Annotated in this window: 16 protein-coding genes and 1 pseudogene; 5 read left to right on the top strand and 12 right to left on the bottom strand. The window is 51.3% G+C overall.

Going from position 1 to position 17,414, the window contains the following annotated elements; translation table 11 throughout:
• The first annotated feature begins 457 nt into the window (after positions 1–457).
• Genes CBW42_RS11235 through nspC form a run of 5 tightly spaced genes read left to right on the top strand, consistent with a single transcriptional unit; the run spans position 458 to position 6,145 of the window.
• Positions 458–1,918, top strand: coding sequence for an aminotransferase class I/II-fold pyridoxal phosphate-dependent enzyme (locus CBW42_RS11235; protein ID WP_087021474.1), 1,461 nt, complete (start codon positions 458–460; stop codon positions 1,916–1,918).
• A gap of 11 nt (positions 1,919–1,929) precedes the next feature.
• Complete coding sequence (gene speE, locus CBW42_RS11240) at positions 1,930–2,781, top strand: polyamine aminopropyltransferase (RefSeq protein ID WP_087021479.1); 852 nt, start codon at positions 1,930–1,932, stop codon at positions 2,779–2,781.
• Positions 2,781–3,650, top strand: a complete 870-nt coding sequence (speB, locus tag CBW42_RS11245) for an agmatinase (RefSeq protein ID WP_087021482.1) — start codon at positions 2,781–2,783, stop codon at positions 3,648–3,650. The genes speE and speB overlap by 1 nt, the downstream gene beginning before the upstream one ends.
• Before the next feature lie 33 nt (positions 3,651–3,683).
• Positions 3,684–4,943 carry a saccharopine dehydrogenase family protein gene (locus tag CBW42_RS11250; protein ID WP_087021485.1) on the top strand — a complete coding sequence of 420 codons (1,260 nt, stop codon included), beginning with the start codon at positions 3,684–3,686 and terminating at the stop codon, positions 4,941–4,943.
• On the top strand, positions 4,943–6,145 hold the full coding sequence (gene nspC, locus CBW42_RS11255) for a carboxynorspermidine decarboxylase (RefSeq protein ID WP_087021488.1): 1,203 nt from the start codon (positions 4,943–4,945) through the stop codon (positions 6,143–6,145). Before CBW42_RS11250 ends, nspC begins: the two co-directional genes overlap by 1 nt.
• A gap of 278 nt (positions 6,146–6,423) precedes the next feature.
• Here nspC and CBW42_RS11260 read toward each other — a convergent pair whose 3' ends face one another.
• From CBW42_RS11260 to holA, 12 genes and pseudogenes are all read right to left on the bottom strand, one after another.
• Entirely contained in the window at positions 6,424–7,410 is a 987-nt protein-coding gene (locus tag CBW42_RS11260) for an ABC transporter permease (RefSeq protein WP_087021491.1), read from the bottom strand.
• On the bottom strand, positions 7,403–8,908 hold the full coding sequence (locus CBW42_RS11265) for a sugar ABC transporter ATP-binding protein (protein ID WP_087021493.1): 1,506 nt from the start codon (positions 8,906–8,908) through the stop codon (positions 7,403–7,405). The genes CBW42_RS11260 and CBW42_RS11265 overlap by 8 nt, the downstream gene beginning before the upstream one ends.
• 136 nt (positions 8,909–9,044) lie before the next feature.
• Positions 9,045–10,064, bottom strand: coding sequence for a sugar ABC transporter substrate-binding protein (locus CBW42_RS11270; RefSeq protein ID WP_087021496.1), 1,020 nt, complete (start codon positions 10,062–10,064; stop codon positions 9,045–9,047).
• Positions 10,065–10,150: 86 nt separating this feature from the next.
• Entirely contained in the window at positions 10,151–10,939 is a 789-nt protein-coding gene (locus CBW42_RS11275; protein WP_087020295.1) for a TIM barrel protein, read from the bottom strand.
• Between the two features lies 1 nt (position 10,940).
• Positions 10,941–11,951 (bottom strand): inositol 2-dehydrogenase, encoded by a 1,011-nt coding sequence (iolG, locus tag CBW42_RS11280; RefSeq protein ID WP_087021499.1) that lies wholly within the window; start codon positions 11,949–11,951, stop codon positions 10,941–10,943.
• Positions 11,952–12,022: 71 nt separating this feature from the next.
• Entirely contained in the window at positions 12,023–12,787 is a 765-nt protein-coding gene (locus CBW42_RS11285; RefSeq protein ID WP_242969863.1) for a substrate-binding domain-containing protein, read from the bottom strand.
• A 132-nt stretch (positions 12,788–12,919) separates the two neighbouring features.
• A pseudogene (locus tag CBW42_RS15425) lies at positions 12,920–13,051 on the bottom strand (LacI family DNA-binding transcriptional regulator); the annotation flags it as partial.
• Positions 13,052–13,445: 394 nt separating this feature from the next.
• Positions 13,446–14,459, bottom strand: coding sequence for a LacI family DNA-binding transcriptional regulator (locus CBW42_RS11295; protein ID WP_242969864.1), 1,014 nt, complete (start codon positions 14,457–14,459; stop codon positions 13,446–13,448).
• Positions 14,460–14,761: 302 nt separating this feature from the next.
• Entirely contained in the window at positions 14,762–15,316 is a 555-nt protein-coding gene (locus tag CBW42_RS11300) for a hypothetical protein (RefSeq protein WP_087021508.1), read from the bottom strand.
• Between the two features lie 37 nt (positions 15,317–15,353).
• Positions 15,354–15,632 carry a hypothetical protein gene (locus CBW42_RS11305; RefSeq protein WP_087021511.1) on the bottom strand — a complete coding sequence of 93 codons (279 nt, stop codon included), beginning with the start codon at positions 15,630–15,632 and terminating at the stop codon, positions 15,354–15,356.
• 118 nt (positions 15,633–15,750) lie between these two features.
• Positions 15,751–16,341 carry a toprim domain-containing protein gene (locus CBW42_RS11310; RefSeq protein WP_087021514.1) on the bottom strand — a complete coding sequence of 197 codons (591 nt, stop codon included), beginning with the start codon at positions 16,339–16,341 and terminating at the stop codon, positions 15,751–15,753.
• Entirely contained in the window at positions 16,338–17,396 is a 1,059-nt protein-coding gene (gene holA / locus CBW42_RS11315) for a DNA polymerase III subunit delta (protein ID WP_087021517.1), read from the bottom strand. Before holA ends, CBW42_RS11310 begins: the two co-directional genes overlap by 4 nt.
• Positions 17,397–17,414: the final 18 nt, after the last annotated feature.

Here is a 17,414-nt window from a genome sequence, read left to right on the forward strand (position 1 = left end):
GCTACAATGATTCCAGTTTTGGAAAGATAGATTGACAGAGTCTTTCTAAAGCAATTATTCTTGGACCACTTCACAGATGAAGTCAAGGCCATACGGACAGCCGGGTCCACTGCCGACTGGCAACATTGTTGCCTATTGATTGAGTTAAAAGCTCAAATTTTATAAGTTGGTTGCTTAACAACCAGTTGGTTTCTTATAAACCGAATAGCGCCCACGGGGTGCTGCTTGTGAAACGGTCAATACGAGTAGTAAAAGTATGATTGCTATATAGACTCTGACAATATCCAATGTAATTTCAAAAAGAACCTCCCTTCTGTTGCCCTGTGCCCGCATGGCAGGTCAACCGGACGTAGCACAGCAGGTTCTCATTTTGTCAGCACAATGGAAACGCAAGACAGCGCTCAAAGTATGGCGCAGGTCCTGCGTTTTATTTTTTTTGAAAAAATGAGGTGAGAGAATGGGGAATTCGACATATGCACTCGATCAGAATCGTGCGCCGATTCATGAAGCGCTGGAACAGTTCCGCCGCATTCGGGTGGTTCCCTTTGATGTTCCGGGGCACAAACGCGGTCGCGGCAATCCCGAACTGACGGCATTTCTTGGGCATCAGTGCGTTGGTGTGGATGTAAACAGCATGAAACCGTTGGATAATCTGTGCCATCCGGTTTCCGTCATCCGTGAAGCGGAGCAACTGGCCGCCGATGCATTCGGTGCAGCACAGGCTTTTTTGATGGTGGGCGGCACGACCAGCGCAGTACAAAGCATGGTGCTCACTGCCTGCAAGCGCGGCGATGAGATCATTCTTCCCCGCAATGTACACCGCAGCGTCATCAATGCGCTGGTGCTTTGCGGTGCAGTTCCCGTCTATATCAACCCGGAGGTCGACACACGGCTCGGCATCTCACTCGGCATGAAGCGCGAGCAAGTCGCCAAAGCAATTGCAGAGCATCCGCGTGCAGTTGCCGTTCTGGTCAACAATCCGACCTATTACGGTATCTGTTCTGACCTTCGTGAGATCGTCCGTATGGTACATGCAGCGGGCATGCTCTGCCTTGTCGATGAAGCACACGGTACACATTTCTATTTTGGCGAGAATTTTCCGGTTTCCGCTATGGCAGCGGGGGCAGATATGGCTGCTGTGTCCATGCACAAGAGCGGCGGCAGCCTGACCCAGTCCAGTTTTCTGCTGACCGGCCCCAATGTCCATGCCGGGTATGTCCGACAGATCATCAATCTGGCTCAAACGACGTCCGGCAGTTACCTGCTCATGTCCAGCCTGGATATCTCCCGCCGGAATCTGGCGCTGCGCGGCCGGAAGGTCTTCGAGCAGGTGCGCCTGCTGGCCGAATATGCGCGCAGTGAAATCAATCTGATCGGCGGGTATGATGCATTTGGTCAGGAACTGGTGGACGGCGACGCAATCTATGCGTTTGACCCAACCAAGCTCAGCATTCACACGCGTGATATTGGTCTGGCGGGTATTGAGGTGTATGATATTCTCCGCGATGACTACGATATTCAGATCGAATTCGGTGACATCGGCAACATTCTGGCCTACCTGTCTATCGGAGACCGCGTACAGGAGGTCGAACGTCTGGTCAGTGCACTGGCAGAGATTCGACGTCGTTTTCAGCGCGACCCGAGCGGCATGCTCAGCCAGGAGTATATCGACCCGGAAGTTGTCGCCACCCCGCAGGAGGCTTTTTATGCCGAAAAAGTCAGCCTGCCGCTGCGCGAAACCGAAGGACGTATTTGCAGTGAATTTGTCATGTGCTATCCGCCCGGCATCCCGATTCTGGCACCAGGTGAAAAAATCACACGCGAAATTTTAAATTATATTGAATATGCCAAGGCAAAGGGCTGTAGCATGACCGGCCCGGAAGACCCGAACATCGAACAGCTCAATGTATTGCAGTAAGGAGGCGGACAATGGAATTATGGTTCAGTGAAAATCACACCGAGGACGTCAAGCTCAGTCTGCGTGTCAACCGTCAACTGTATTCCAAACAGAGTGATTATCAGCGCATTGATGTGTTTGACACACCCGAATTTGGGCGTGTGCTGGCGCTGGACGGCAATATTATGCTGACCGAGCGCGACGAATTTATTTACGACGAAATGATCGTCCATGTCCCCATGGCAGTACATCCGGATATCACCAAAGTGCTGGTTATCGGCGCAGGGGATGGCGGTGTCGTGCGCGAGCTGACGCGCTATGAGCAAATCAGACGCATTGATCTCGTAGAAATGGATGAACTGGTTGTAGAGGCGTGCCGCCAGTACCTGACGGACAATGCGTGCCGCCTGGACGACGAACGCGTGCACATCTATTTTGAAAACGGCCTGAAATTTATTCGACGCTGTGAGGAGGAATATGATCTCATCATCGTCGATTCCAACGACCCATTCGGCCCGTCCGAAGGCTTATTTACGCGAGAATTTTACGGAAACTGTTACAAAGCGTTGAAAAAGGACGGCATTATGGTCAACCAGCAGGGCAGCCCATTTTATGCCGAGGATGCGCACGCCATGCAGCGCAGTCATAAGCGCATTGCAAGCACCTTCCCCATCAGCCGTGTCTATCAGGCACATATCCCGACGTACGCCGCAGGTTACTGGCTGTTCGGCTTCGCCAGCAAAAAATTTCATCCGATTGACGATCTGGATAGTGCTGCGTGGAATGCACATCACCTGCGCACGCGCTATTATACAACTCGTCTGCACATCGGCGCGTTTTATCTTCCTGCTTTTCTGGAACGCATGCTTGAGGAGGTGGAGTGATGCTTTCGCCCAACATAGAGACCTTTCTCGGCTGTGATGCGGATTATACATCTGCCGATCTCGTGCTGTTTGGCGCGCCGTTTGATTCCACCACCAGTTATCGTCCGGGTGCACGCTTCGGCCCATCCGCAATGCGGCATGAAAGCTTTGGTCTCGAAACCTACAGCCCCTATCAGGATGCTGACCTGACTGATTATGCGATTTTTGACAGCGGCGATCTCGAGCTGTGCTTTGGCAGCAGCGAGCTGGCACTGGAAGCCATTCAGGAGCGGGCAGAGGTGATTCTTTCGGACGGAAAGCTGCCGCTGCTGATGGGCGGAGAGCATCTGGTCACACTCGGTGCCGTGCGTGCGGCGCTGAACCACTTTCCCAATCTGCATATCATCCATTTTGACGCGCACGCAGATCTGCGCGAGGACTATCTCGGCGTGCAGCTCAGCCACGCCTGTGTCCTGCACCGCTGTTACGATCTGATGGGTGACGGGCGCATTCACCAGTTCTGCATTCGCAGCGGTGACCGGGAGGAATTCCAGTTTGCCGATATTCATACAGATATGCACAAATTTTCCTTTGACGGGTTGGAGGATGTCCTTCAGCCGCTAATCGCAGCAGACACACCGGTGTATTTCACCATCGATCTCGACTGTCTCGACCCGTCCTGCTTCCCCGGTACTGGTACGCCGGAGGCGGGCGGTGTGGATTTCCCTTCCCTGTTGCACGCCATTCAACAGGTCAGCCGCACCCATGTTGTTGCAGCTGACATCAATGAACTTGCGCCGATGCTCGATGCATCCGGCGCTTCCACCGCACTCGCATGCAAAGTTCTGCGCGAGCTGATGCTCGCCCTTGCACGCAATCGAAGCAACTAACCACCCCATATTCTGCCAAAAAGGAGATCAATCATGAGCAAGGTTCTTATCATCGGCTGCGGCGGCGTTGCATCCGTCGCCATTCACAAGTGCTGTCAGGTAAGCGATGTGTTTACCGAAATCTGCATCGCCAGCCGCACCAAATCCAAGTGCGATAAGCTGGCGGCAAAGCTGGCTCCTACAACCTCCACGAAGATTACCACTGCACAGGTCAACGCGGATAACACGGACGAGGTCATTGCACTGATTCGCTCTTATCAGCCAGAGCTCGTTATGAACATCGCCCTGCCCTATCAGGATCTGACCATCATGGATGCATGCCTTGCGTGTGGAGTGAATTATATGGATACCGCCAATTATGAGCCGGAGGACACTGATGATCCGGCATGGCGCAGGATTTATGAAGCTCGCTGTGAAAAAGAAGGCTTCTCCGCGTATTTTGACTATAGCTGGCAGTGGGCATACCGCGAAAAGTTTGAACAGGCCGGACTCACTGCCCTGCTCGGCAGCGGCTTTGACCCCGGTGTCACGCAGGCATATTGCGCTTACGCAGCAAAGCACGAATTTGACCAGATTGACACCATCGACATTCTCGACTGCAACGGCGGCGATCACAGCTATCCCTTCGCCACCAATTTCAACCCGGAGATCAACCTGCGTGAGGTATCTGCGCCGGGCAGTTACTGGGAGAATGGTCATTGGGTAGAGATTCCTGCGATGAGCATCAAGCGCGAATATGATTTTGATCAGGTTGGACACAAGGACATGTATCTGCTGCACCACGAGGAAATCGAATCACTGGCACAGAACATTCCGGGTGTCCGGCGCATTCGCTTCTTCATGACCTTCGGTCAAAGCTACCTCGACCACATGCGCTGTCTGGAAAATGTCGGCATGCTGTCGACTACACCGATTCTATTTGAAGGCAAAGAAATCGTCCCGATTCAGTTCCTTAAAGCACTGCTCCCTGATCCGGCGACGCTTGGCCCGCGCACCAAGGGCAAGACCAACATCGGCTGTATCTTTACCGGCAAAAAAGATGGCAAGGATAAGACCTACTATATCTATAACATCTGTGACCACGAAGCCTGCTACAAAGAAGTCGGTTCACAGGCGGTTTCGTACACCACCGGCGTTCCCGCAATGTGTGGTGCGCTCATGCTGCTGACCGGCAAATGGAACAAACCCGGCGTTTACACGGTCGAAGAATTCGATCCGGATCCGTATCTGGATGCGCTGGATAAATATGGACTGCCGCGCAGTGAAAGCCATGCGCCGGTGCTGGTTGACTGATGCAGAACAAAGATATACGTCCACCATTCGCCGGACTGTCCGGTTTGGATGTCACACAGCTGTTCGCCGATCTGCCAACTCCGTGCTATGTGTTGGACGAAGCACAGTTGCTGCAAAATGGTAAGATTCTGCGTGGTGTACAACAGCGCACCGGATGCCGCATCCTGCTCGCTCAAAAGGCGTTTTCCAACTTCCCACTGTACCCCGTACTTGCGCCGTACCTGTGTGGTACAGAGGCAAGCGGGTTATATGAAGCACGCCTCGGCAAAGAGGAAATGCCTCAAGGCGAGGTACATGTTTTCTGCGGAGCATACCGCGAGCGCGAATTTCCAGAACTGCTGCAATACGCCGACCATATTGTATTCAACTCTCCGCGCCAGCTGAAAAAATTCGGTGCACGTGCAAAGGATGCAGGGAAAAGCATCGGTTTGCGTATCAATCCGGAATGCTCCACACAGGATGGGCATGAAATTTATGATCCCTGTGCGCCGGGCAGCAGACTGGGCACCACACGCGCTCAATGGGATGCCGCGATAACACCGGAATTATTTGGTCTGTTGGACGGGCTGCATTTTCATACCCTGTGCGAGCAGAACGCCGACGCGCTGGAGACAACGCTGGATGCTGTTGAACAGAAATTCGGCGATATTTTGTCACATATGAGCTGGATCAATTTCGGCGGCGGTCATCATATTACACGCCGTGATTACGATATCCGCCGTCTGGAACGGCTGATTGTACGAACGCGTGACCGCTATGGTGTCACGGTTTATCTTGAGCCAGGAGAAGCGTGTGCACTCAATGCCGGATATCTGGTCACAGAGGTTCTCGATGTCCTGCAAAACGGTACCACTTATCCGGCGATTCTCGACATGTCAGCTGCCTGCCACACGCCGGATGTCATTGAAATGCCTTATCGACCGCCGCTCTATGGTGCGGGCGACGCAGGTGTTCACGCGCATACCTACCGCCTTGGCGGTCCCACCTGTCTGGCGGGAGATATCATTGGCGACTATAGCTTTCCCGCACCGCTTCGCGAAGGCGACCGCCTGGTTTTCGGAGATATGGCAATTTATACTACATGCAAAAATAACACTTTTAATGGCATGCCGCTGCCCGATATCTGGCTGCTGCGTGCTGACCGAACGCTCAAACAGCTTGTATCCTTCGGATATGATGATTTCAAAAGGCGTCTGGGCTAACCTGAAAATGCGCTGGATTGGAGAGTGATCTGATCCGGCGCTTTTCTTCTTTTTCTGAGAAAATCAGAAGCCTGCTGTCCATTGAGGCAGCAGGCTCTGATTGGGGTTTTTGAGAGAGTCACAGCAAGTCATGGAACCTGCTGTGACTGTGGAAGCATGTCCGAAGAGATCCATTCTGTTGCAGGATGCTTCAGATATTTGATGGCAAGTGGACCTGCTTTACAGCAGGTCCACTCGTGAATAAAAGTAAATGAAGAGAAGAAACTGAAAATCAAAACTTATGCCTTGGCAGCAGCTTCCTTGCGGCGAGCCTTTGCTGCCATGGACTCACGGGTGACATCGAGCAGAACCGCGCCGATGATAACCAGACCGAGAACCATGTTCTGAATCGAAGAGTCAATTGCCAGCAGCGTGAAGCCGTTGCGCAGAACTGCGATGACCAGAGCGCCGATCAGCGTGCCGGCCATGGTGCCCTTGCCGCCCATGAACGATGCACCGCCGATAACACAGGCTGCAATTGCGTCGGTGTCATACGGCTGGATTGCATTTGCGCCGTTGCAGATGCCGGAACGGCCAACAGATACGATGCCTGCCAGTGCCGCCATGAAGCCGGATACCACGTAGCAGAATGTCAGAACATTCGCGGAGTTGATGCCCGACAGACGGGTTGCTTCCATGTTGCCGCCTGCGCAGTAAATGGAACGGCCCAGTGCAGTGCGGGTCAACATAATATGCATGATGATATAGATCACGATCAGGACAATAAAGCTGACCGGGAAACCGCCGATGGTTGCGGAACCGAGAGCTGTAACTCCCTTCGGGAAACCGGAAATCATCTGAGAACCGGTAACCAGCAGCGAAGCACCCCACAGGAAGTTCTTCATGCCGAGGGTAGATACGAACGGATGCGGCAGATGCAGGCGGGTCAGCAGCAGGCCGTTAATCAGACCGATAAGCGTGCCGACAACCAGTGCGACAACCAGCAAAAGAACCGGATTGGTGATACCAGCCTTGACCATCATGCCCATGACGCAGGCACAGAAGGTCGCGTTCGCGCCGACCGAAAGGTCGATACCTGCGGTAATCAGGCAGAGCAGCATGCCGCTTGCCAGCAGTGCTGTAAATGTAGTCTGCTTCAGGACAGACATGATGTTGCTGTAAGTAAGGAATTTATTGCTGCAAATCGTAAGTACGACGCACAGAATAATCAGCGCCGCCAGTGTTCCAAGAATGGAACTGCCATTGGATTTCTTTTTCTTATTCATCTAACGTACCTCCCCATGCTGCCTTCATCAGGCTTTCCTGGTTAAAGTGTTTGCTGTCGCGGTCTACGGTCGCCATGACCCTGCCGCCGCGCATGACAACAACGCGGTCGGACATACCGAGAATCTCCGGCATTTCAGACGAAACCATGATGACGCACTTACCTTCCTTGACAAGGCGGTTCATGACATTGTAAACCTCGATCTTTGCGCCGACATCGATGCCACGGGTTGGCTCATCGAAGATGTAGATATCCGCATCCGTATTGACCCATTTGCCGATGACGACCTTTTGCTGATTGCCGCCGGACAGCTGTCCTACGATTTCATCGATGGACGGTGTCTTGATACGGAGCGAATTGATGTTCTCTTCGCCCCGCTCCTCAATCTTTTTCTCATCGAGGAACAATCCGGACTGGAAACCCTTCATGTTCGCAAGAATCAGATTGGTGCGGATGGTCTGCGCCAATACAAGGCCCTGTCCCTTTCGGTCTTCAGTGAGGAATGCAATGCCCTCTTTGATGGCCTGACGCGGGCTCTTGATATGAACCTCTTTGCCGTGGATATAAATCTTGCCGCCGTCAATCGGATCAGCGCCGAAAATTGCACGCATAGTCTCCGTTCGGCCTGCACCAACCAGTCCGGCAAAGCCCAGAATCTGACCGCTGTACGCTTCAAAGTCGACGCCAAACAGTACGCCGCCTTCCTCCAGGCCTTCGACCTTGAGGGCGACATCGCCCTTTTTGCCGAATTCCTTCGGGAACAGATTGTCCAGTGTACGGCCGACCATTGCGGAAATCAGAGAATCATTTGTCCAGTCCTTGATATCGCGCGTGTCGATATACTGGCCGTCACGGATAACTGTGACGCGGTCACACAGCTCAAACAGCTCTTCCAGCTTGTGAGATACAAATACAATACCAATGCCGCGGTCGCGGAGCTCGCGGCAGGTTTTCATAAGCTGAGCAACCTCTTTTTCGCCGAGCGAGGAGGTCGGCTCATCCATAATAATCATTTTTGCGTCGATCAGAACCGCTTTTGCGATTTCGATCATCTGCTGAACGCCCATGCCAAAGGTTCCAGCCGGCTTCTCCGGATCAACATCCTGTCCGAGGGAAGCCATGACTTCCTTTGCCTTTTTGTTCATTGTCTTGTAATCCAGCAGTCCGTTTTTGCCCTTGATCCACTTATTGATAAAAATATTATCGGTAATGCTGAGCAGTTTCTCAATGTTCAGCTCCTGATAGACACAGGCAATGCCTGCCGCTGCGGATTCATTCGGATTGCGGAAGGTTTTCCGCTCGCCATTGACATAAATTTCGCCCTCATCCGGCTGATGGACACCGGTAAGCACTTTAATCAATGTAGACTTGCCTGCGCCGTTCTCACCGATCAGACCGAGGATTTCGCCAGGCTTGACCGCAAGCTGCATCTTGTCGAGAGCCACAACACCCGGGAATGTTTTGGTACAATCCCGCAGCTCTACGATATATTCACTCATTGACAGTTCACCCTTTTCTCCGTTAAATCGGTTGCATGAAATGGAACAGGTGATATAATCTCCACCTGTTCCATATTCATTTTCCTATGTACAAGATCTGTGGCGCTGCCGCCGCAGATCCTGTACATCAAACATATTACTTTCCGAGGTAACCATTCAGTCTGTCAATGCGCTCCTGTGCATTATCCTTGGTAACGATTTCAGTACCGGAATCGACAACTTCGTCGACCTCTTCACCCTTAGCTGCCTTCAGTGCAGTCTCAACTGCCAGATAGCCCATGTCATATGCCTGCTGTGCAGCAGTCAGGGTCAGCTGGCCGTTCAGAATGGATTCACAAGCCGTGATCTGTCCGTCAAAGCCGAGGAAGATGGTGTTCTTGTAGTTTTCATTGCCGGATTCCTGAGCAGTACGAGCTGCTGCAACCGCCATGTCGTCGTTATTTGCGCAAATGATTGCAACGCCTTCCGGATGGGTCTGCATGATAGCTTCCATAGCGTTAACAGCTTTGTCAGCGACTGCATCTGCATACTGAGTCTCGTCCGCCAGGAATGTGCCGCCGCTCTCCTCGATGCCCTTCTGATAACCAGTCATACGAGCAGTATTGGTTGCGTCACCCTGAACGCCTGCAATTTCGATGCAGTTGACTTCCGCCCAACCAGCTTCCTTGGCGAGCTTTACAGCAGCCTCTGCGCCGGCCTTAGCAGCTGCCTCGTTACCAGTACCTACGAAAGAAATAACTTCCGGTGCATCAATGTTGGTATCGACTGCAATAATCGGGGTGGTCTGACCAGAAATCAGGTTTGCAACCAGGTCAGACTGTAACGGAGCGATGCAGTACGCATCGTAGTCAGCCGCGAGGTCAGTCTCGATCTGGTTCTGCTGCTCGTCGTAAGAGGTCTCAGACGGAGGTCCCTTGATATCGACAGTAACGCCCAGATCTTCCGAAGCTGCTTCTGCACCAGCTTTCATAAACTGCCAGTGCTCGGAAGCCAGAGTTTTCATGATGAAGCTGATCTTGATGTCGCCGTTGTCAGCTCCTGTGCTGCCCGAACTACTCGCAGAGCTGTCTCCGCCAGAGGAACTGCCGCCGCATGCGGTCAATGTCGTTGCCATTACGCCTGCCATCAACATGGCCATCAATCTTTTTTTCAACATACCTTGTTTCTCCTTTACTCCTTTTCTTTTGTTCTATTCAGAAACATCGGAAGAAAGGTCCTCCCGATGTTTCACGATAGATAAATTCAGCAGTTCTCCATGATTGCCTTAACAGCGGTCTTTGTGTCGGTGGACGGGAACAGCTCATAGCCGACGCGGCCGGTATAACCGCAGGCCTCCAGATGACGGATCACCTTGGTATAGTTGATCTCGCCCGTGCCCGGCTCGTGGCGGCCCGGCGCATCTGCCACATGAATGTGGCCAAACTGATCGCTGTACTTGCTGATGGTGTCACAGATACAGCCTTCGTTGATCTGCATGTGATAGACATCGTACAACAGCTTGAGGCGCGGGGAACCAATCAGGCGGCAGATTTCTGCACCCATCTGGGTGGTTTCGAGGAAATTGCCGACATGGTCGGTTGTGATGTTCAGTGCTTCCAGATTGAGGTTCATTTCCTCTTCCTCTGCAATTTTGGCACATTCCAGCAGCATGTCGTACATCGAACACAGCTTGACAGTGTGTGACAGGTTGTCATAGTGGTCAACGACAATGCCGCCGTCGCCCAGTGCGTTGGAATGAATGGTCACGCTGGAAGCGCCGACCTTCTTTGCCGCCGCAATCGACTGTTTCAAATAATCAATGTACTTTTCCTTGTGCGTCGGATCGACGAGCGAGTAATCTGCGTCGCCGTTGAAACCGGAAATCGCAATGCCAGCCTTTTCCGCCGCTTCGCGGGTCGCATCCAGATCACGAATGCGCCAGTCCCAGAACTCTACGGCTTCAAAGCCGTCATCTTTTGCCGCCTGGAAGCGTTCCAGCCACGGCAGCTCGGTATACAGGGTGTCAATGCACGCGCATTTTCTCAGTGCCATGTTACTCTACCTCCGAGATCTTGACCGGACGGCCTTCCTTCAGGGACTTGGTTGCAGCAGCAGCCATCAGAACCGGATACAGACCGTCTTCGCCGGTTACCGGGGTCTCTGTGTCGTTGATTACAGCATCTGCAAATGCCTTCATCTCAGAGACAAATGCACCGGTGTAACGATCCCACATAACCTTGTATGCGGTACCATAGGTTGTGCCATCCGCAGTGGACAGAACAGCGGTGGACGGGATATCGTTTTCATCCTGTGCGCAGCCCTCGGAACCGAAGACCTCAACGCGCTGGTCATAACCATAAACTGCCTTGCGGGAGTTATCGATGATGCCGATTGCGCCGTTCTCAAACTTGAGGGTGACAACTGCGGTATCTACGTCGCCTGCCTCGCCAATGCCCGGATCAACCAGAACCGAACCGTATGCGCTGACTTCCGTTACCTCAGAGCCCGCGAGGAAGCGAACCATATCGAAGTCGTGGATCATCATGTCATAAAAGATACCGCCGGAAACCTTGACATAGGATACCGGAGGGGGCTCCGGGTCACGGGAGGACACCTTAATGATGTTGACCTTGCCAACCTTGCCGCTCTGAACCATATCGTATACGGCACGGTGGTTGTGGTCGAAGCGGCGGCAGAATCCGATCTGGAGCTTGACGCCGGCTTCCTTTGCCGCATTGATTGCTTCGTGAACCTTGTTCAGATCATAATCAATCGGCTTCTCACAGAAGATATGCTTCTTTGCCTTCGCCGCTTCGATGATGAAATGAGAGTGCGTATCCGTGGAGGAGCAGATCAGAACTGCTTCAATCTCCGGATCGTTCAGGATATCTGCCGGATCGGTGGAAACGTTTGGGATGTGGCACTGTGCCGCAAACTCACGAGTTGCATCGTTCGCAAACGGATCCGCGATGGTCTTGATCTCCATCTCCGGGACAAACATGGAAATGTTCTTTGCATGAACCTTGCCGATGCGTCCCGCACCAATAATTCCTACTTTCATAATAACTCTCCTTTTCCAAATTTATCATAATTATAAATTATGGCTAATGAAATAAAACAGACAAGGGACGGATATCATCCCATGTTTTCTGAATTTACAACACTGATTTCCGTGAAGGAAATCGGCTCTACCGGTGTTTCCGGTGATAAAATCAGATTTTTTAACAGAATGACCGGCTGGTAACCCTGCCAGTAGATATCTTGTTTAATAATGAAATCAATGCGATCTTCTGCCAGCAGACGCTTGGTCTCAGCGGTGAGATCATTGCCCACAATCATGATCCTGTCCATGCGTTCGCTGGCGGCGACCGCCTCGGTGCACGCGACGACATTTTCATTCGCCATATAGATGGCGGACAACCTCGGCTGCTTCTCCAGAATCTCACTGACCTTTTCGTATGTAAGCAAATATTCGTTGAAGCTCTCAATAATGGTGATTCGATAGGACGAAATGCCGACTTCCCGGCATTTATCGCAAAAGCCCTGCACGCGCTGCCTGTGGCCATCGATTTCGAGGTTTCCAACGACCACAAGAACCTCATCCTGTTCCTTTAGCATTTTAACGATCAGGTCTGCGGCGACCCTTCCGCTTTGATAGGGATCTTGTCCGATGAAACAAGTACGTCCACTGTTCGGAATATCACTGTTGTATGTGACAACCGGAATATCAGCATATGTCAATTCCAGAATCAGACGCTGAATCACGGGACTGTTCTTGACGCAGAGAGCAATGCCGCCAATCCCCTGCTTTCGCATTTCAGTTATTCGGTCGACAAACTCATTCGGCAGATCGGTTTCACACTCAACCACATCTACAGTAAACCCGAGCGGTTCGATCATATGCCTGGCATCATTGACACCCCGCAGCCATTCCCGTCTCAGATTTGCGTCAAACCATCCGCTGCCGGGAAACAGGACGCCAATCCGTTTTACAAGCGTATGCTCGAATTTGGGTGAGGAAATATATCCCAGTCTTTTGGCTGTTTTCAGCACATGCTCTCGAACTTCAGGCTTCACGTTTGGCCGATTGTGCAACACACGATCGACAGTCCCGCGTGAAACGCCGGAGTTTTCTGCAATCATTTGAATTGTGACACGTCCCATTCGTTCACCCGTGCTCCTTGTTTTTATTGTGTTATTAAGCACAATTATTTTATATCACACATTTTTGTCGAAGTCAACGTTATTTATCGGCATAAAAGTTGCTAAATTTAGGATAAATCATAAATTGTGCAAATTTTGTGCTTTTTTGTGCTTTCCTTTTTCCATCATTTTTTCAATTTTGCGTACCTTTCCTTGCAAGAGCCGGACTTGTCTATACATTTTTTCCTCTGTTTTTTGTGTATTTTGCACATGACACCCTATTATTCCGAAAAAAAGTCGTTGCGTGCACATGTACGCAGAAGTGCATCGCACAATTTTGCGCAAAAAAAGACAGAAACCTGTCTGTCGGTTCCTGTCCATTCAGATTCTATCTTTGTTGGAATGGTGGTTGACTTTACGTGAATGTGCTCAGATTTTCCGAGCAAATAATGTCAATTGATGTTTTGTCCGTTTCATCAGACCGTTCTATATGCTTCTGCACATAGTTCCGTAAAACCCAGAGCGGACGATAGCCTTGATGGTAAATATCCTGTGCAATGGCAAAATCGATATCGCCGCTTTTCAGAAGTCGCTTGGTGGAGTCCGTTAAGTCGTGGCTGACCACAAAGATCTCACCCGTGCGTCCGACCTCATGAATGGCATCCACACAACCGGTCACGCTGTGGTTTGCCATATAAATCGCACGGATATTCGGTACACGCTCCAGCACTTCCTTTACCTTGCGGTAAGTGAGCGAGTAATCATTGTATGTTTCAATCAGCTCAATCTGTCCACCGCTGAAGCCTTTTTCATAAATTCGTTCGCAGAAGCCCTGCAAGCGAAGTCGATGGCCATTAAATTCCGGATTTCCGATTGCGACCAGGAAAGCATCGTCAGGACCGATGTATTTGGAGACCAGCTCGCCTGCAACGCGGCCTCCACTCACAACATCCTCGCCGACAAAGCACAGCCGCTTGCAATTGGAAATATCCGAATTGAATGTCACAACAGGGATATTTTTATCGTATAATTCGTCGATTTTCTCCGCTATTTTGCTATGATCTATGGCGCAGATCGCTATCCCGCATGCACCCTGCTCAATCAGATGGTCTATACGTTCGAGCGTTTCGCTGGGGAGATTGGTTTCACACTCTTCAACCAGAACTTCAATGGAATAATCTGCGAGCAGCGCCTTCACATCCCGGATACCGCGCATAATTTCATTCCGAAAATGTCCCTTCTCATTGGACAGCAGTACACCGAGCACGGATGGCTGCAAAGATGGTACTGCGAGCCCAAGTGCCTTTGCCTGATCTTCACGTGGGGGGACATAACCCAGCTCCTTCATTGCTTTGACAATGCGCTCGTGCAGCTCCGGCTTGACATGTGGACGCTGATTGAGCACACGGTCGACCGTGCCGCGCGACACCCCGCCTGTTTTGCAACCATATTGATCGTCACTTTTCTCGGCACAGAAATCACCTCAGTTTGTGCTTTTTTACACAATTTATTTTTTAACACAATTCCTAGTATTTGTCAATATGCAATGAGAATATTAGCAACTTTTCACAATTCCCCAGCATAATTTCTCAAGTTGTAAAAAATTAACAGCTTAGCAGGAAAGGTCTGTCACATATTTAAACAGTGTGCGGATAAAAAGATTGTCCCCTTTGTAAAATAGTGGGACAATCCCGTTGTCAGCTTCTTCATTTCTCTACAGTAAAAACGGACTCAGAACAGCCCGAAGCGTTTTTTCTCCCGCTGCGGTTCGGAATTACGCGTCAGGCATTCGACAATTGCTTTGCCCATCGAATTGCAATAGTAGGTGTGCTTCGACAAGTCAGCAACACAGATACGCAGCGCACTCCAGCCATATTCGCCTTTTTTGTATTGGCGATAGTCTTCACTCCGCTTGATTTTGCGCTGTATCCGCGGGTCAACGACATCCGTGCAAAGCACAAAGCTAATCAGCGTATAGTCATGGGACGGGTCACCGGACGGTACCCGTTCGTCCTGAATTTTGCGAAACAGTTCCAGATACTGCGCGAACAATGCCTCTGTCAGCTGCTCACAGCAGTCAAAAAAGCACAATTCGCCGCACAGACTTTCTCTGGAAATATTAGACTTGATTCCGAACAAATAGCGGGGATCTCGCTTTTCATATCCTGTGACCATCGGAAACACCTTTCCACAGCACGTCACATCATATTGCGTTTCAAACGGCGGCTGATACTGCTGCTCCGCCTGCCGGAGAAACTGCTCGGCTCTTTGGCTAAAATCACTCACGGCCTGAACTCCCTTCCCAGATTTATTTTCTGCAGCGTCAGGACTGCTCCGCGTCGTCAGCTTTTTCAGCTTCTTCCGCCTGTTCCGCTTCAATCTGCTCTGCCGGAATATCCTTTTCCGCAAAATATTTTCCGTCAATCCAATAGCCGACTGCAAAACCGATTACTGCTCCGACAATTTCCAGTGCAGAGCTGTCCATACGGAACAGGCCGGTTAAAAACATACCAATCGCAAAGCCAAGTGCCAGTCCCAAAAACTCCGACCGGGGCACCGTGTTAAAATATTTGCTCTGCGTGCTGTGATATCCACGTTTCATTGATTCCATCCTCCTGATCCTGTTTGTTCTGAAACAACACAGATTTCTTTTATCATACATACACAGCGTTTCTGTTGTCAAGTAGAAAATCGCGCAATCTGCCTGCTGTGTGTGCGGATTATGATTCGGCCAGCCCCTCGATCAAACGTCTGACCTCATCGTAATCTGCAATGGCGTTAATAAATTCGAGCAGTGCGTTCGCCGTCATGTGCTGCGGCAGGTCGAGCGCGCGCAGCAGCTTTTTGCGCTTTGCATCGCTGCCCGGTACGCCGGACAGGCCCCACGCATAAAAATCTGCCTTTGTGATTTTGGGGTTGTGATCCGCCTCCGGCAGACACGTCACACCCGCTTTTTTGAGCGCCTGCAAAATAACAGCATCCGGTACACCCTCGACACCCAGCGTTCCTTCCTTGGAGCCATGTGCTTTGCGTCGTTCCTTGCCGGCGATCTGTGGGATATAGGCGTGTCTCACCTGTCCCTTTGGAATGGCACCGCGCAGATAATTTCGGATGACAAAACCTGCTCCGTCGCTGTCGGTCAGCACGAGAATGCCGCGCTCTGCCGCAATGCGGCGGATAAGCGCCAGCTTTTCTTTGTTGTTAAAAATCGCAAAGCCACCGGTCTCGATGACAACGGTATCGACCAGCTGCCTGATTTTGTTGACGTCATAGCGGCCCTCTACGACAATCGCTTCGCGGATGTGAATCATCTCCGCACCGCCTTTTCTCCAAAGTTCGCCGCCATCTGAAGCAGCATCAATTCCAGAACCTTTTGTCTGTCCGCCCCGGCGGATTTCATCGCTACATCGCTCTCGCCGCACAGCAACAGTGTTCGCCGCAGCCATTTCGTGTCCAGGCGCGCGGCGGAATCGCGCATTTTGCGCGCATAGTATGTCGATTTGCTGCCGAGCAGTTCCATCAGTTCTTTATCGCTTTTATGCGCCTGCATGGCGAGCTTTGCGGCATACAGGCGTTGGATATGGCGCGCAATCGCTGCGAGCAGCACAATCGGCTCATTTTTCTGCGCAATCAGATCGTTGACCAATCCCAGCGCGCGGTCAAACCGCTGTGCGGTAATGGCATCGGTCAGATCAAATGTAACTGCATCCAACACTTTTGTGCAGACGGCATCAATGTCGCTGCGTTTCACAGTATCTGTCGCGCTGTGCGCACATGCTTTTTCGATTTCCAATGTCAGATTGGTCATCGAAGTGCCGCACAGGAACAGCAGATAATCGCACGTATCGGTGTCGATCACCTTGCCGGCATCCTTCGCATGCCGCTTAACCCAGGGAATCAAGTCATGCCGTTCCAAGTGTGAAAAATCCGCAATACAGCCGTTTTTTGTAATAATACTGTGCAGCTTGGTGCGCTTATCTGGCTTCAACGCAACCGTATCGTAATAAAAAACGAGGCATACATATGCCGGCAAATCGGACAGAATGCCGGGCAATTCCTCTTTCATTGCGGCAGGAGCCTTGTATACATCCAGATCCCTGACAACAACCATGCGCCGCTCTGCCATTGCGGGATAGCTGTCCACAGCCTCTGTCAGCCGCTCGACAGTCAGGGATGCTCCTTCAAACACATCGTAATTAAAATCGCGGAAGGTCTCATCAACAACCTCCTTTTCCAATGCAGCGAGATAATGCTCCTTGAGATAACTCTCTTCCCCGCCGATCAGGTACAGCGAGCCGATGGTGTGATTTTTCAGGTCAGTTTTCAACTGCTGCACACCGTCAGCTTTTGTCGGTTTCTTCGGCATACTACGCCTCCCTTCCAG

The sequence above is a fragment of the Butyricicoccus porcorum genome, assembly GCF_002157465.1.
GTDB classification, from domain to species: Bacteria; Bacillota; Clostridia; order Oscillospirales; family Butyricicoccaceae; genus Butyricicoccus_A; species Butyricicoccus_A porcorum.

Bases quoted from the DNA above. Each gene is read 5' to 3' on its own strand.
- CBW42_RS11235 (WP_087021474.1), top strand. From the start codon at position 458: ATGGGGAATTCGACATATGCACTCGATCAGAATCGTGCGCCGATTCAT.
- speE (WP_087021479.1), top strand. From the start codon at position 1,930: ATGGAATTATGGTTCAGTGAAAATCACACCGAGGACGTCAAGCTCAGT.
- speB (WP_087021482.1), top strand. From the start codon at position 2,781: ATGCTTTCGCCCAACATAGAGACCTTTCTCGGCTGTGATGCGGATTAT.
- CBW42_RS11250 (WP_087021485.1), top strand. From the start codon at position 3,684: ATGAGCAAGGTTCTTATCATCGGCTGCGGCGGCGTTGCATCCGTCGCC.
- nspC (WP_087021488.1), top strand. From the start codon at position 4,943: ATGCAGAACAAAGATATACGTCCACCATTCGCCGGACTGTCCGGTTTG.
- CBW42_RS11260 (WP_087021491.1), bottom strand. From the start codon at position 7,410: ATGAATAAGAAAAAGAAATCCAATGGCAGTTCCATTCTTGGAACACTG.
- CBW42_RS11265 (WP_087021493.1), bottom strand. From the start codon at position 8,908: ATGAGTGAATATATCGTAGAGCTGCGGGATTGTACCAAAACATTCCCG.
- CBW42_RS11270 (WP_087021496.1), bottom strand. From the start codon at position 10,064: ATGTTGAAAAAAAGATTGATGGCCATGTTGATGGCAGGCGTAATGGCA.
- CBW42_RS11275 (WP_087020295.1), bottom strand. From the start codon at position 10,939: ATGGCACTGAGAAAATGCGCGTGCATTGACACCCTGTATACCGAGCTG.
- CBW42_RS11285 (WP_242969863.1), bottom strand. From the start codon at position 12,787: ATGATCGAACCGCTCGGGTTTACTGTAGATGTGGTTGAGTGTGAAACC.
- CBW42_RS11305 (WP_087021511.1), bottom strand. From the start codon at position 15,632: ATGAAACGTGGATATCACAGCACGCAGAGCAAATATTTTAACACGGTG.
- CBW42_RS11310 (WP_087021514.1), bottom strand. From the start codon at position 16,341: ATGATTCACATCCGCGAAGCGATTGTCGTAGAGGGCCGCTATGACGTC.
- holA (WP_087021517.1), bottom strand. From the start codon at position 17,396: ATGCCGAAGAAACCGACAAAAGCTGACGGTGTGCAGCAGTTGAAAACT.